The 14,107-nt window shown below is 66.4% G+C and carries 9 protein-coding genes and 4 tRNA genes; 3 read left to right on the top strand and 10 right to left on the bottom strand.

The annotated features are described in order from the left end of the window. Window positions 1-44 precede the first annotated feature (44 nt). From F468_RS0103990 to F468_RS0103970, 5 genes are all read right to left on the bottom strand, one after another. On the bottom strand, window positions 45-2,042 hold the full coding sequence (locus F468_RS0103990; RefSeq protein ID WP_018994650.1) for a nucleoside-diphosphate sugar epimerase/dehydratase: 1,998 nt from the start codon (window positions 2,040-2,042) through the stop codon (window positions 45-47). Between the two features lie 329 nt (window positions 2,043-2,371). Continuing rightward, window positions 2,372-2,447: transfer RNA gene (locus F468_RS0103985), tRNA-Lys, on the bottom strand. Between the two features lie 15 nt (window positions 2,448-2,462). Further along, a tRNA-His gene (locus F468_RS0103980) sits at window positions 2,463-2,538 on the bottom strand. A 39-nt stretch (window positions 2,539-2,577) separates the two neighbouring features. After that, a tRNA-Arg gene (locus F468_RS0103975) sits at window positions 2,578-2,654 on the bottom strand. Between the two features lie 68 nt (window positions 2,655-2,722). Further along, window positions 2,723-2,799 (bottom strand) — tRNA-Pro (locus tag F468_RS0103970). Between the two features lie 161 nt (window positions 2,800-2,960). On the opposite strand from F468_RS0103970, the gene F468_RS0103965 reads away from it, so the two are divergent. Both F468_RS0103965 and folD read left to right on the top strand, forming a co-directional pair. Next, window positions 2,961-3,836, top strand: coding sequence for a GGDEF domain-containing protein (locus F468_RS0103965; RefSeq protein WP_018174677.1), 876 nt, complete (start codon window positions 2,961-2,963; stop codon window positions 3,834-3,836). Between the two features lie 91 nt (window positions 3,837-3,927). Then, entirely contained in the window at window positions 3,928-4,791 is an 864-nt protein-coding gene (folD, locus tag F468_RS0103960; protein WP_017925872.1) for a bifunctional methylenetetrahydrofolate dehydrogenase/methenyltetrahydrofolate cyclohydrolase FolD, read from the top strand. A gap of 22 nt (window positions 4,792-4,813) precedes the next feature. Here the strand turns inward: folD and F468_RS0103955 are convergent, their stop codons facing one another. The 4 genes from F468_RS0103955 to F468_RS0103940 are packed head-to-tail and all read right to left on the bottom strand — an operon-like array spanning window position 4,814 to window position 10,967. Next, the gene (locus F468_RS0103955) at window positions 4,814-6,433 is read right to left on the bottom strand and encodes an ABC transporter ATP-binding protein (protein ID WP_018649048.1); all 1,620 of its coding nucleotides are present in this window, start codon (window positions 6,431-6,433) and stop codon (window positions 4,814-4,816) included. A gap of 3 nt (window positions 6,434-6,436) precedes the next feature. Beyond that, window positions 6,437-7,690, bottom strand: a complete 1,254-nt coding sequence (locus tag F468_RS0103950; RefSeq protein WP_018649049.1) for an ABC transporter permease — start codon at window positions 7,688-7,690, stop codon at window positions 6,437-6,439. Beyond that, entirely contained in the window at window positions 7,683-9,062 is a 1,380-nt protein-coding gene (locus F468_RS0103945; RefSeq protein ID WP_018138757.1) for an ABC transporter permease, read from the bottom strand. The genes F468_RS0103950 and F468_RS0103945 overlap by 8 nt, the downstream gene beginning before the upstream one ends. 45 nt (window positions 9,063-9,107) lie before the next feature. Further along, a complete protein-coding gene (locus F468_RS0103940) occupies window positions 9,108-10,967 on the bottom strand; it encodes a peptide-binding protein (RefSeq protein WP_018138758.1) in 1,860 nt (619 codons plus the stop codon). Between the two features lie 252 nt (window positions 10,968-11,219). On the opposite strand from F468_RS0103940, the gene F468_RS0103935 reads away from it, so the two are divergent. Continuing rightward, a complete protein-coding gene (locus tag F468_RS0103935; protein ID WP_018138759.1) occupies window positions 11,220-12,026 on the top strand; it encodes an enoyl-ACP reductase in 807 nt (268 codons plus the stop codon). Window positions 12,027-12,141: 115 nt separating this feature from the next. Here F468_RS0103935 and F468_RS0103930 read toward each other — a convergent pair whose 3' ends face one another. Then, the gene (locus tag F468_RS0103930) at window positions 12,142-14,043 is read right to left on the bottom strand and encodes a SurA N-terminal domain-containing protein (RefSeq protein WP_018993720.1); all 1,902 of its coding nucleotides are present in this window, start codon (window positions 14,041-14,043) and stop codon (window positions 12,142-12,144) included. Window positions 14,044-14,107 lie beyond the last annotated feature (64 nt).

Below are 14,107 nucleotides of genomic sequence, written 5' to 3'. Positions count from 1 at the left end.
GAAACCCGGATCATCCTCCCCTCCTCCAGAGGGCTTCGCTTGCCCTAGCGTGGAACCGAATCGGCCACCCGTGCATAGGCGACTGCCGCCGGACGCACGGTCGGGGCAGGAGCCGGACGGGGCCGACCGACCGGTGCGGGGGTACTATGCGTGGCCTCTTCGTCGCGGCCCGGCTCGTAGCCATCGACGATCTCGCGAAGCACCTCGAACGCGGCCTGGGCATTGCGCTCGCGGTCGGCCTTCTCCAGCGTGCGCAGGGCGCGGGCGAGAACCGCCGGCTCCGCACAGGTTTCGCGTGCACGCATAATCTTGCTGTGCGGGGTCTCTTCCACGTTATCCCCGATCAGCAGTTCCTCGTAGAGCTTCTCGCCGGGACGCAGGCCGGTACAGGTGATGGCGATGCCTTCCCCTTCGGCCTCGTCCTCCCGGACCTGATGGCCATGCAGACGGATCATGCGCCGGGCCAGGTCGATGATGCGCACGGGTTCGCCCATGTCGAGCACATAGACCTCGCCCCCCTGCGCCATCGCCCCGGCCTGAATCACCAGCTCGGCGGCCTCCGGGATCGACATGAAGTAGCGGGTAATCTCCGGGTGAGTCACCGTGACCGGCCCGCCTTCGCGAATCTGGCGATGGAACAGGGGCACAACGGATCCGGAAGAACCCAGGACGTTGCCAAAGCGCACCATGCTGAACACCGTTGTGTTCTGACGGCGTGCGCGGTCCTGCAGCACCATCTCGGCCAGGCGCTTGCTCGCGCCCATCACATTCGTGGGCCGCACAGCCTTGTCCGTGCTCACCAGGATAAAGCGCTCGACGCCGGCCGCGATCGCCGCATCGGCCACCACGGCGGTACCCAGGCTGTTGTTGCGCAGGCCTTCCAGCAGATTGCCCTCGACCAGCGGCACATGCTTGTAGGCCGCCGCGTGGTAGAGCGTCTGCACGCCATACTGGTGCAGGACCTCTTCGACTCGCGCCTGGTTGGCGACCGAGCCCAGCACCGCGTGCACCTCGACACCCGACTGCATGGACGACCGGCGCTGCGTGATCTCCTGTTCGATCCGGTAGAGCGCGAACTCGTTACGCTCGAACAGTACCAGGGCGGCCGGCTCGAGACTGAGGATGCGGCGGCAGAGCTCCGAACCAATAGAACCCCCGGCCCCGGTGACCATCACCACGCGTCCGCGAATGCTCCGCGCCAGCAGGGCCTCGTTGGGCGGCACCGGATCGCGGCCCAGCAGGTCGGCGACATCCAGGTCCTCCAGCTGATCCAGCGGGGCCCGGCCCGAGACGACTGCCTCCAGCGAGGGCACCGACTGCACATGCAGCGGATAGGGCTCCAGCCATTCGAGGATGCGCCGGCGGTCGGCACGGCTCGCCGACGGCACCGCCAGCAACACCCGGCCCACGCCACACTGCTCCACCAGAGTACCCAGGGACTCGCGGCCACAGACCGGGATGTCATCGATCGAGCGGCCCTGGACCGCCGGGTCCTCGTCGATGAAGGCCATCACCCGGAAACGCCCGCTGGACTGCAGCCCGGAGGCCAGCTGAACTCCTGCCTCGCCGGCGCCAAAGATGACCACGCGCTCACTGCCGGTACGCGCATCGGACACGGCCTGGTACCAGCTGCGCACCGCAAATCGGCCCGCCGCCACCAGGGCAAAGGCCAGCAGGGCGAAGTTCACCGCGACCGCCCCGAAGAATCCAGGCGTCTGCGTCAGCTCGGCGGAGGCCCAGATCATCAGCGCCAGCGCGGAGACCCCGACGATCACCGCACGTACCGCCCGGGCCCCCATGAAACGCACGACCGTTCGATACAGGCCGAGGCGCGCAAACACCAGCGCACCAACCGCCGGGACCAGGGCAAACAGCCACCAGGCCTCGACCATCATGGGCGGCAGCGGCTGTCCCGTGCGAATCACAAAGGCCAGCCACAGCGCCAGCGGCAGCATCACGATGTCCGCCAGCACCATCAATCCCTGCTTCTTGCCGCGCGGCAGTCGCAGCAAGTTCTCCAGACTACGATCCAGTACCGCCATGATTCAGGCCTCCAATGTGTCAGCAACCGGGCGCGGTGTACTTGCCGAACCTTTCGGCTCGCCTTGCACCGCAAACGTGTGGGGAGGCTAGCACCTGAATGGCAGGCTAATTGGGGGGGAAATCACGCTGTCAGACGAACGACTGAGGGCGCCATCACGCTGTCGGTAGATCGCTACGAAATCAGCCGAAAAAGGTTGACCGAATACCGCCCGATACACCCGACAATCGAGTGCGGGTCAGCACCGACAGGCACAGCCGGACCCAAACAGACGAGACCGCCCGAGGGAACACAAAATACGGACCAAACGCGGAAGGTCAGACTTGGAGATGGTGGGCCGTGTAGGAATCGAACCTACAACCAATGGATTAAGAGTCCACTGCTCTACCAATTGAGCTAACGGCCCCCAAGAAAAAGGGGATGGGGTGACCGATGGGACTCGAACCCACGACAACCGGAGTCACAATCCGGGACTCTACCAACTGAGCTACGGTCACCACCGTGTCACTGTCCAGGCAACTGCCACAGGGCGGCTCTGGCGCGCCCGGCAGGACTCGAACCTGCAACCGTCGGCTTAGAAGGCCGATGCTCTATCCGGTTGAGCTACGAGCGCGTTACCGCCGAACGTCGAGGTGCCACGCCTGATCTCGAGCCTGCCTGCAAACCATTGGCCGGGAGGGGTGGTCGGGGTAGAGGGATTCGAACCCCCGACATCCTGCTCCCAAAGCAGGCGCGCTACCAGACTGCGCTATACCCCGTCGAGCCGTCCCCGCTAAAGGGCCTACACAGCGAGCGCAGGATGGTAGCGCTGCCACCGCCCGCGGTCAAGGTACAAGGGGTTAGAAACGTTGTTCTTTCATACACGTTTCCGTGGTACGTTGACGCACGCAAGCCGGGATTGCGTGCAGGGGACAGGGACATGCTCAACTGGATCGCCAACGGGGCCATCGTGCTGGGTGCAGCAGGGCTGATATATGCCCAGTGGAACCTCGCCCGCCTGCTGCACGAACTGCCAGAGAGCCGCGTCCGTACGGGCTGGCTGCTGATGTTCCTGCTGATCCCCGTCTTCACCCTCGGCTATCTCGGGTACATCCCGCTGAACTGGGGGATGTACCAGGCCATCCCCGACCTGCTGGTGCCGATCATCTTCCTCCTCGGGGGCTGTTTCGTCTGCAGCGTGGTGCGTCTGTCCTACAGCTCGGTCGAGAGTATCCGCCGCATCACCCGACTCGAGCACGAGTCGATTACCGACCCCCTGACCGGCCTGTGCAACCGCCGCCAAATGGACCGGCGCCTGGACGACGAAGTCGCGCGCGCGCGGCGCTACGGCCAGCCACTATCGGTGATAATGCTGGACATCGACCATTTCAAGGCCATCAACGACCGCCTGGGGCACTTGGCGGGCGACTACATCCTCCAATCGATCGCCCTGCGCCTGCAGCAAAACCTTCGCCGCGTAGACCTGGCAGCACGCTTCGGCGGCGAGGAATTCGTCGTCATCGCCCCACACACCCACCTGGATGCTGCGCTGCAACTGGCCGAGAAGCTGCGCAACGAGATCGCCCGGACTCCGGTCGTACTCAAGGGCCATGAACATGTACCGCCCTGCGCCCCGGACGAACTGTACGTAACGGTTTCGGTGGGGACCGCCAGTCTCGATACTGCGCCCGACTCCCGCGACAACGCGGATTTCCTGATCCAGCGGGCGGACGATGCCCTCTACCGTGCCAAGGCCGGCGGCCGCAATCGCTGCGAAGCGGGCAATGACCGATCGAACCTCACGGCGGTCGGCTGAGGCCGCTCCGACGCGGTACACAACCCGCCCGGCTTGAGGCGCTCCCGCGCGCGTGGGATGATCGCGGCCAGTTTCCGAGACAGAGCCTCCCATGACCGCCCAGCTCATCGACGGCCGCGCGATTGCCCAGACCCATCGCGCCCGCATCGCCACCGAGATCGAATCCATGACCGCCCGCGACCTGCGTCCGCCGGGCCTGGCCGTGGTGCTGGTCGGCTCCGATCCCGCCTCCCAGGTCTATGTGCGCAACAAGCGCAAGGCCTGCGAGCAGGTGGGGGTGGTCTCGCATTCCTATGATCTGCCCTCGGGCACGCCGCAGACGGACCTGCTGGCCCTGATCGACCAGCTCAATGCCGACCGCACCATCGACGGCATCCTGGTGCAGCTCCCCCTGCCCAGCCATATCGATCCGGAGACGGTGATCGAGCGCATATCGCCCGCCAAGGACGTCGACGGGTTCCACCCCTACAACGTCGGCCGGCTCGTCGCCCGGATCCCGCGCCTGCGCCCCTGCACCCCCTGGGGCGTGATCCAGCTACTGCGCCACCTGGACGAACCGTTCAAGGGCCGCACCGCCTGCGTGATCGGCGCCTCCAATATTGTGGGCCGCCCGATGGCCCTGGAACTCCTGCTGGCCGGGGCCACCCCGACCATCTGCCACCGCTTCACACCGGATACCGCCGGCATCGCGCGCCAGTCCGACATCCTGATCGCGGCGGCCGGCAAGCCGGGCCTGGTCAAGGGTGACTGGGTCAAGCCCGGCGCCACGGTGATCGACATCGGCATCAACCGTCGCGAGGACGGCACCCTGTGCGGTGATGTGGAGTTCGACGCGGCCGCCGAGAAGGCCGCCTGGATTACGCCGGTGCCCGGCGGGGTCGGACCGATGACCGTGGCAATGCTGCTGGACAACACCCTGCGCGCCCGCGCCTTCGGCACCCACGAGGCGAGTTAAACACCCTCCGACGCGGCGCAGGTTACTGCACGTAGCGCGAGACCCGGGGGACGGCCTCCAGCAGGTGCCGGGTGTAATCGGCACGCGGATTGGCCAGCACCTCGGCGGTGTTGCCGATCTCCTCCATGCGGCCATCGTGCATCACCAGCATGCGATCGGAGAAATACTCGACCACCCCCATGTCGTGGGTGATAAAGATCAGCGCCAGGCGGCGCTCGACCCGCAGCCGTCCGAGGATCTGCAGGACCTCCGCCTGCACCGAGACATCCAGCGCGCTGGTCACCTCGTCGCAAATGATCACGTCCGGGTCCAGCACCAGGGCCCGGGCGATGCCGATACGCTGACGCTGACCGCCCGAGAACTCGTGCGGATAGCGCCACAGCGTATCCGGCGGCAGCGCGACCTGGTCCAGGGTCGCCCGGGCACGTTCGATGCGATCTTCCTGATCCTCGCCGATCCCGTGGACGGCCATCGGTTCGGTCAGCAGGGTCATCACATTCAGGCGTGGGTTCAGCGACGAGGCCGGGTCCTGGAATACCACCTGCAAATGACGGCGCAGCCGCCGCAAAGGCTTGCGCGGCATCCCGGTCAGCGGCTGGTCGCGATAGCGGATCTCGCCGCCGGTGGGTTCGATCAGGCGCAGGATGGCGCGGCCCAGTGTGGTCTTGCCGCAGCCGGACTCCCCCACGACGGCCAGCACCTCGCCGTTTTCGAGCTGAAACGACACGCCGTCCACTGCACGCACGACATCCACCTGGCGGCGCATCAGGCCCTTGAGCACGGGGAAGTGCACCTGCAAATCGTGCACGTCCAGCAGCGTCTCGCGCCCGGCCCCCGGCACGGAGGGCAAGGCCGGCAGGTTCTCCGGCAGGGCCCCGATCAGCTTGCGTGTGTAAGCATCCTGTGGATCGCGCAGCAGCGGGTGGCACTCGCCCTGTTCCACCAGCCGGCCCTTGTGCATGACCGCCACGCGATCCGCCACCGAGGCCACCACGCCGAAGTCGTGGGTGATCAGCAGCACGGCCATCCCGTTCTTTTCGCGAAGCTGATCGATCAGCTTCAGGATCTCGGCCTGGATGGTCACGTCCAGCGCGGTGGTCGGCTCGTCGGCAATCAGCAGATCCGGCTCCGCCACCAGCGCCATCGCGATCATCACGCGCTGACGTTGACCCCCGGAGAGCTTGTGCGGATAGTCGTGACGCCGCTGTTCCGGGTTCGGAAGCTGGACCTCGCGCAGCACTTCAAGCACCCGCGCCTCGCGCTCGGCCGGGGTCATCTGCGGACGGTGCAGGCGCAGGACCTCGTCGATCTGGTCGCCCACGGTCAGCACCGGATTCAGCGAAGTCATCGGCTCCTGGAAGATCATGCCTACCCGGTCCCCACGGACCTGCTGCATCACGCGGTCCGGCAGGCCCAGCAGTTCCTGACGAGTGCCGTGGCCGGCCAGCCAGACCTCCCCCGTGGAAGGCTCGAAGCCCCCATCCAGCAGCCGCATGATCGCCAGCGCGGTGATCGACTTGCCGGACCCCGACTCGCCCACCAGCGCGAACATCTCGCCCGCGCGGATCGAGAAGCTGATGTCCTCGACCAGCGGTGCCTCGCTGTCGCGATGCCGAATGCGGAGGTTGCGTACCTCGAGCATGGCCTAGCGCACCCCCCCGCTGGTGGCGCCCGAGGCGGCCGGGCGGGCTGGCGCGGCATGGCTGGCCGCCTTGGCAGCCGAGCGCGAGTGCGGATCCACCGCATCGCGCAGGGCCTCGCCAATCAGGTTGTAGGCAAACACGGTCAGGAAGATCGCGCCCCCCGGGAAGGCCGCCATCCACCAATTGAAGGTCGAGCTCTGCACCGCCTGGTTCAGCATCTGCCCCCAGGAGGGCTCGTCCACCAGCCCCAGGCCCAGGAACGACAGCGTGGCCTCGGCGAGGATCGCGGAGGCCACGCCAAAGCTGGCCGCCACCAGGATCGGCGCGATCCCGTTCGGCAGCATATGGCGGAACAGGATCGAGGGCAGCGACAGCCCGGAGGCGATCGCCCCCTGCACGAAGTCCTGCTGGCGCAGGCGCAGGAACTCCGCGCGCACATAGCGCGCATAGCCGGACCACGACGTCAGGCCGATGATCAGCATCATCAGGTACAGCGATCGCCCGAAGAAGGCGACAAAGGTCAGCAGCAGGAACAGCGTCGGGATGGCCTCGAAGATCTCCACCAGGCGCATGCCGATGATGTCCACGATTCCCGAGAAATAGCCCATCAACCCGCCCAGGATCACCCCGATCCCCAGTGCGATCCCGGTGGCGATGAAGCCGATGGACAGGGCGATGCGCGAGGCATGGATCATGCGCGAAAGGGCATCCGCGCCATTGTCGTCAGTACCGAACCAGTGCACGCGATCGGGGGCCTCGCGCGGGGCCTCGAGCCCGGTGTCCGCGTAATCCCGCAGGTAGTCGCGCGGCGAATACGGGATCGGCGCTCGGATCACGGTCTGGTATTCGCCCTGCGCCTCGGCCTCGCGGTACTGCTCGTAGATCACCAGCGAGGGGGACGAGACCGTCTGCCAGGCCACCGCCCCCAGAATCGCACTCAGCACCCCCCAGAGCACAAAGCGCCGCCAGGGCCGGCCGGGCAACAGCCAGAACACGCCCGCCAGTACCAGCATCCCGAACAGCGTGACATCCGCCGCGGTCAGGTAGCGCAGAAAGGGCATGGACCAGCCGTCCGCCGTCTGTACCAGCAGCGGGTGCGAGCTGGCCAGCACGGGCGCCAGGATCGCGACCAGCGTCAGCAGCGCGATCCAGCCGATCCCCAGCCGCGCCCCCCAGCGCAGCAGTACCTCTCCGACCACGCGGCGTGCCCAGGAGCGGCTGCGACGGCCCTCGACCTGCTGCACCGACTCAGTCATAGCTCACCCGCGGGTCGACAATGGCATAGGCCAGGTCCGCCAGTAGATAGCCAACCAGGGTCAGCACGCCGGAGATCAGGGTGATCGACAGCACCAGTTCACGGTCGCGGGTCTGCACCGCCTCCACCGCGAGCTTGCCCATCCCGTCGATCGAGAAGATTGCCTCCACGATCACCGAGCCGGCCAGCAGCGACGGCAGCAGGGTGGCCGAGACGGTGATCAGCGGTAACAGACTGTTGCGGAACACATGCCGCCACAGCACCTCGTGCTCGGGCACGCCCTTGGCACGCGCGGTGCGGGCGTAGTCCGAGTTCAGGTTTTCCAGCACCGACGAACGCGAGAGTTTGGCCAGGAAGGCGAGCCCCCCATAGGACAGGCACAGCACCGGCAGCACCAGGTGCCAGGCGCGATCGAGCAGGAAACCCGGGACCATGCTGCCCGGCGCCAGGCCCAGCGCTATCGCGAACCCCGCGGCCAGGCCCACCGTGCCCAGGTAGAAGCCACGCAGCACGCCCCAGTCACTGTGCGCCATCAGCCAGCCCAGCACCACACCGATCGCCATGGCAACCGTCGTGCTGATCCAGCCCGCAGGCGCCAGGTCACTGAACATCAGCCAACCGCAGAAGGCCCCGACAGCCGCACCGAGCCCGCCCCGGATCAGCGCCGGCAGGTAGCGCGCCAGATAAATGCCGAGCGCCGCCCCCAGAAACGGCAGCACCAGCAGCAGCGGTATGGCCCAGGCCACCTCCACCGTTGGCAGGAAGGTCATGTCCAGCGCCGCACGCTGGCTCAACCCCCCGGTCGGGAACCATTGCCAGAACTGATCGGAGGCGAAGAAACCGATCAGCAGAACGCCCGCCAGCATCGTGGGCACCGACCACAGGGCCAGCAGCACCACCCCGGACTGGGAATCGAAGGCCTGTCCCTGCTGGGTGGCCGCCCGCACCCCGACAGCCACCGCCACGATGTAGATCAGTGGTATCGACAGCACATTCAACAGCAGGGTGATCGGCAGACGTTCGGCAATCAGGTCGGACACCGGCCGGCCAAAGCGAAAGCTGGTCCCGAGATTGGGGGCCTTCAGCTTGGGCCAGCCGGTCAGCGAGCCGTCCTCATCCTGGGCAAAGCCGACCGGCGAGATGTTGTTCAACCAGCGCCCGTACTGCACCGGCGGTGGCTGGTCCAGGCCATAGAGGCGGTTGTAGTACTCCTCCATCGCCTTTTGCGCCTGCGGCTCCAGGCCCTGCCCCTCGATCAGGGTCAGCGCGCTGATGCCACCGGGCGCGGCCGCCATCACGGCAAAGACCACGATCGTGATGCCGAACAGCGTCGGCACCATCAGCATCAGGCGGCGCAGGATGTAGGTCAGCATGGCGTGCGCGGGTTCTCTGGCACTCCGGCCCCGGTTGGCATGCGGCTACTGCCCGTACCGCTGCTGGTCGAACGGGACGTAGATCTCCACCGGCACAAACCCGAGGTTCAGGCCGAGCGCCGTCTGCTCCAGGTTCTGGATGCGTCGGTCGATGAAGGCGAGGGTCTGGCGCCGCATCAGGAAGGTATACGGCTGATCCTCCACCAGAATCCGCTCGGCCTCGCGCCAGTGTTCCATGCGCGCGTCCTCGTCCACCTCGCCGCGCGCGGCCTCGATCACGGCATCCAGCTCGGGGTTTTCGTAGTTGATGAAGTTGTCACCACCTGAGACCGTCTGACTGGAGTGGAACATCTGGTAGATATCCACCTCCACGCCGCTGGTCCAGCCCAGGGTAATGGCATCGAAGTCCTGGCGGCTGAGCTTCTCCAGCATCACCGACCACTCGGTCGGCTGCGGCCGCATATGGACCCCTGCGCGCGCGTACAGATCGCGCAGGAACAAGGCAATGCGGCGGGTGTCCTCGTTGTCCTGGAAGTACACGAGGTCGAACGAGAACGGCTCACCCTCCTCGTTGACCAGCACCCCGTCGCGGTTCTTCTCGGAGTAGCCGGCCTCGGCCAGCAGCTCCAGCGCGCGATCGACGTCAAAGGGGATGTGCTCGAGGTCGGGGTTGTGCTGGTCACTGCGCGGGCTGAACGGGCTGATCGCGCGCTCGGCATACCCCAGCATCACCTGCTCGATCAGGCGATCGACATCCGTCAGATAGCTCATCGCCCGGCGCACACGGGGATCGGCAAAGCGGGTCGGCTCACCATTGCGCTTCTGGTTCCAGCCGATGTAGGAATACCCGGCGGTGGGGCTCATGTACTCATGGGTATCCGCCCGCTCGCGCAGGGCCTCGTCATCACGCAACCGGGCATATTCGCGCGGCCGGGCGCCGTAGACATCGATATCGCGGTTGCGAAAGGTCGTCAGGCGCGCCGAGTCATTCTGGATCACGCGCCAGACGAGCCGGTCGAACGAGGGCTCCACCGGCCCCCAGTAGCGCGGATTGCGCTCCAGTTCGATCCGCCCGGCATCCGGCGTCCAGCCGGTCGGGTCCTCGAGCCGGTAGGGGCCGGAACCCAGCAGGATCCCGCGCGACTCGTTGAAGGTCTCGGGCTCGTCAAGATAGCGCTGGTAGAAATGCTTCGGCAGGACATCCAGGCCACCGGCGACTCGCAGGGCGTCGAAGTACGGTTCCTCGAAGGTGAATACGACGGTGCGCTCGTCCACCGCTTCCACCTTCTCGACCTTCTCCAGAAACGCCCGCGCGCGCGGCACCGCAATTGCGTCGGTCATCAGGAAGTTGAAGGTGAACTCCACATCCTCGGCAGTCAGCGGCTCTCCGTCGGAGAACTGCAGGCCCGAGCGCAGCTGGAAGGTCAGCTCCTGACCGGATTCATCAAAGTCCCAGGACGCGGCCAGCAGGCCCTGCCATTCCAGTGTCTCCGGATGGCGTTGCACCAGCGACTCCAGAACGTAGTTCTGGACCTCGGAGGCATAGGCGTCGCTTGAGACGTAGGGCGTGATCGTCGCCAGCCCGGTACCGAAGGCCTGCACCAGCCAGTCGCCCTCCGCGTAATCCTCGCGCCCCGCCACCTCGGCCGCCCGCTCGAATGCCGAGGGCACTTCCGTAACCCGCGGTGCGCGTTCGCCGTCGCCGGTCGTAAAACGTCCCTCGGCCAGATCCGATTCCAGGCTCTGCAGACTGCGGCGGAGAGCGCGCAGGTCGCGCGCCTGCTCGCTCATCATGTTCTGCATGGCGGCCATGCGCTGCCACTGGCGATCCACCTGGACCATGACCAGCAACAGCAGGATGCCCAGCACGATCAGGGTGACAATCCAACCAAAATGACGACTCACAAGGCCTCCGCTCTTGAGTGGCACCGACGTCCGCACTCCCCCAGGGACAACCGATGCAGACCGCACTTCGCGCACTATAGCAATCCCGTCAGCCGGTCTCACCGGCGTTGTCCCATTCTTGCTGGCCCGACCCGCGGCACATCGGTATGATCCCGAGACAGTCGCGTCGGCACTGGGTTCCCGCCCGGTCCGGCCGCCACGGGGCGGTCCTTTAAAAGGGGGCCGGCACGAACCAGATTCAAGGAGATTCACATGGGTTTTCTGAAGGGCAAGCGCGCGCTGATTGTCGGCGTAGCCAGTAACCGCTCCATCGCCTACGGCATTGCGTCGGCCATGCATCGCGAGGGCGCCGAGCTCGCGTTCACCTATCAGAACGAGCGGCTGCGCGACCGTGTGGAGAAGCTGGTCGCCGATTTCGACTCCGACATTCTCGTGCCCTGCAACGTCGAGGACGACCGCGAGATCGAACAGGTCTTCGAGCGCCTGGACGACTACTGGGATGGCGTCGATATCCTGGTGCACTCGGTCGCCTTCGCCCCGAAGGAGCAACTGGACGGCGACTTCCTCGATAACATGACCCGCGACGGCTTCCGCATCGCCCACGACGTCAGCTCCTACAGCCTCGCGGCCCTGGCCAAGGCCGGACGCGGCATGATGAAGGACCGCGACGCCTCCATCCTGACCCTGAGCTACCTCGGCGCCGAACGCTCCATGCCCAACTACAACGTGATGGGCCTGGCCAAGGCCAGCCTCGAGGCCAATGTCCGCTATCTCGCCTACACCCTGGGCCCGGAAACCACGCGCGTGAATGCGATCTCCGCCGGCCCGATCCGCACGCTGGCCGCCTCGGGCATCGGCGAATTCAAGCGCATCCTCGACCACGTCGAGGCGAACGCGCCGCTGCGCCGCAACGTGACCACCGAGCAGGTCGGCAATGCCGGGGCCTTCCTCTGCTCCGACCTGGCCTCCGGCATCACCGGCGAGGTGATGTACGTCGACTCGGGCTACAACACCGTCGGCCTGGGCGCCGCCGAGATCGGACTCGACAAGGACAGTTAAGCTCCCGCCCCGGCCGGCTGGCGGGGTACGCGACCCACGAAAAAGGCCCGGCCCGCTTTCGCGGACCGGGCCTTTTTACGTTCGGCGGTTCCGGTGAACCGCCCGCTGGGCGCGACTAGTCCAGGTTCTCCGGATAACGCTTGATATCCGCCTCGGACTCCAGCCAGGCCAGATAGGCGCGGAACTCGGCGCTGGCATAGGCATTGCGCATCAGCTCGCGGGCCTGCTGGCGCATCGCCTCGTCCGCCTCCTGCTCGTCCAGCCGGACTTCATGCAGGATCGCGACGGCAAAGTCGCCACTCCCCAGCCTCGTGCCGCTGATCTCGACGGCGTCCTCGCCCGGAGCCGACAGGCGGAACAGGTGCTGCTGCAAGCCACCGGGCACGCCGTTATCGCCATCTACCGGCGAATCCCGGCGCACCTCGCGCTCCATCTGCCAGGCGTCGTCGTCCTCGATGGCATCCGCCCAGTCGTCGGCGTCGCGCAGCCGTGCGATCAGCTCCTCACCCGCTTCGCGGGCGGCATCGGCGGCCGCCTCCCGCCGCAGACGCTCGCGGATCTCGTCCTCGACCTCGGCCAGCGGACGGACCTCGGACGGCTCGTGCTCCTCGATGCGCAGCACGATGGTCGAACCATCCTGCAGGTCGATCGCCTCGCTGTTGTGACCATCCTCCAGCACGCGGGGATCGAAGGCCGCATTGCGGATCGAACGGTGCTGAGCGATACCGTCGCCGGAGCCGCGGGTAAACCAGTCGCTGGTCTGGATCTCCAGACGGGTCGCCTCGGCGGCCGGCTCCAGGCTGTCCGGATATTCGGCGGCCTGTCCCATCAGGTCATCCAGGGCGTCGATCTGCATCTGTTCGGCGCTGCGGTCGCGCAGATCGCGTTCAACCTCGTCCCGCACGTCCTCGAACGGTTGCGGGCGGGCCTCCTGAATCGAGGTCACCTCGAGGATGAACCAGCCCCGGTCGGTACGCACCGGGCGGCTGATCAGCCCCTCGGGCAGTGTAAAGATGATGGTCTCGAGCGTGCGATCCAGGTCGCCCCGGGCGATCTCGCCAAGGCTGCCGCCTCGGTCGGCACTGAGGCTGTCCTCGGAATACGCTTCGGCCAGCTCGGAAAAGTCCTCGCCGTCGTCCAGGCGATCGCGCAATTCGTTGATCTTCGCCTCGCCTTCCTCGCCGGTGTCCTGAATCCGGATCTGGCGCACCGCACGCAGCTCCGGTTCTTCGTAGCGGCTGCGGTTCACCTCGTAGTGCTGGCGAATATCGTCCTCGGACACATCCACCGCGTCTTCCAGGGACTCGGGGTCGAGCTGCAGGTAGGCGATGCGCACGCGCTCTTCGGTGGTGAAATCGTCCTGGTTGGCCTCGTAATAGGCCTCGATCGCCTCGTCGTCGACCACGTCCGGCTGGTCGAAGTCATCGACCGGGAAGACGCGCCAGCTGGCCACACGCGTCTGGTTGCGCAAGCGGCTGAAGTCGTCCACCACTGCATCGGCCGGGAAGCCGGTGGCCTGGATGCCACCCTGGAGCTGCGACAGGATGATCGACCGGCCGATGTCGCGCTCGAAGTCCGACGGGCTCAGGCGCTGGGCATTGAGCAACTGGGCATAGCGCTCGCGACTGAACTGGCCACCTTCCTGGAACACCGGCATCCCGCGAATCTCGCGCAAGATGCTGTCCCCTGCGGCCTTGAAGCCCGCCGAATCGGCTGCCTGGCGCAGCAGTTCCTGGCGAATCAGGGTCTCCAGCGCCTGCATGCGGATGCCCTCCTCGTCGAGCAGGTCATCCGGGATCTGGCCACCGAACATGCGGGCCATCTGGTCCCGCTGTGCACGCGCCTCGTTGTGCACGTCACGTACCTGAATATCGGTCCCGTTGACCTCGGCCGCGACGAGCGGGCCGGAGCCACCGAAATATTCCCCGAGCCCCCAGACAGCAAAGGGGATGGTAATCAGGCCGATAATCACATAGGCGAGCCAGCCGCTCGCCCGGTCGCGAATTGCTTGCAGCATGGTGGTCTCTGCGTGCTCCGGGGTCGCCCCGGCGCTTGGGGCCGGGGGTTTCAGAATCAATCAA

This window comes from Thioalkalivibrio sp. ALJ2 (genome assembly GCF_000378325.1).
Taxonomy (GTDB): Bacteria; Pseudomonadota; Gammaproteobacteria; order Ectothiorhodospirales; family Ectothiorhodospiraceae; genus Thioalkalivibrio.
Note: the sequence above shows the minus strand (reverse complement) of the source record. Positions and strands in the feature narration are given on the sequence as shown.

Excerpts from the sequence above, each read along its gene's own strand:
- F468_RS0103955 (WP_018649048.1), bottom strand. The coding sequence starts at position 6,433 with ATGCTCGAGGTACGCAACCTCCGCATTCGGCATCGCGACAGCGAGGCA.
- F468_RS0103945 (WP_018138757.1), bottom strand. The coding sequence starts at position 9,062 with ATGCTGACCTACATCCTGCGCCGCCTGATGCTGATGGTGCCGACGCTG.
- F468_RS0103930 (WP_018993720.1), bottom strand. The coding sequence starts at position 14,043 with ATGCTGCAAGCAATTCGCGACCGGGCGAGCGGCTGGCTCGCCTATGTG.
- F468_RS0103950 (WP_018649049.1), bottom strand. The coding sequence starts at position 7,690 with ATGACTGAGTCGGTGCAGCAGGTCGAGGGCCGTCGCAGCCGCTCCTGG.
- F468_RS0103935 (WP_018138759.1), top strand. The coding sequence starts at position 11,220 with ATGGGTTTTCTGAAGGGCAAGCGCGCGCTGATTGTCGGCGTAGCCAGT.
- F468_RS0103990 (WP_018994650.1), bottom strand. The coding sequence starts at position 2,042 with ATGGCGGTACTGGATCGTAGTCTGGAGAACTTGCTGCGACTGCCGCGC.
- folD (WP_017925872.1), top strand. The coding sequence starts at position 3,928 with ATGACCGCCCAGCTCATCGACGGCCGCGCGATTGCCCAGACCCATCGC.
- F468_RS0103965 (WP_018174677.1), top strand. The coding sequence starts at position 2,961 with ATGCTCAACTGGATCGCCAACGGGGCCATCGTGCTGGGTGCAGCAGGG.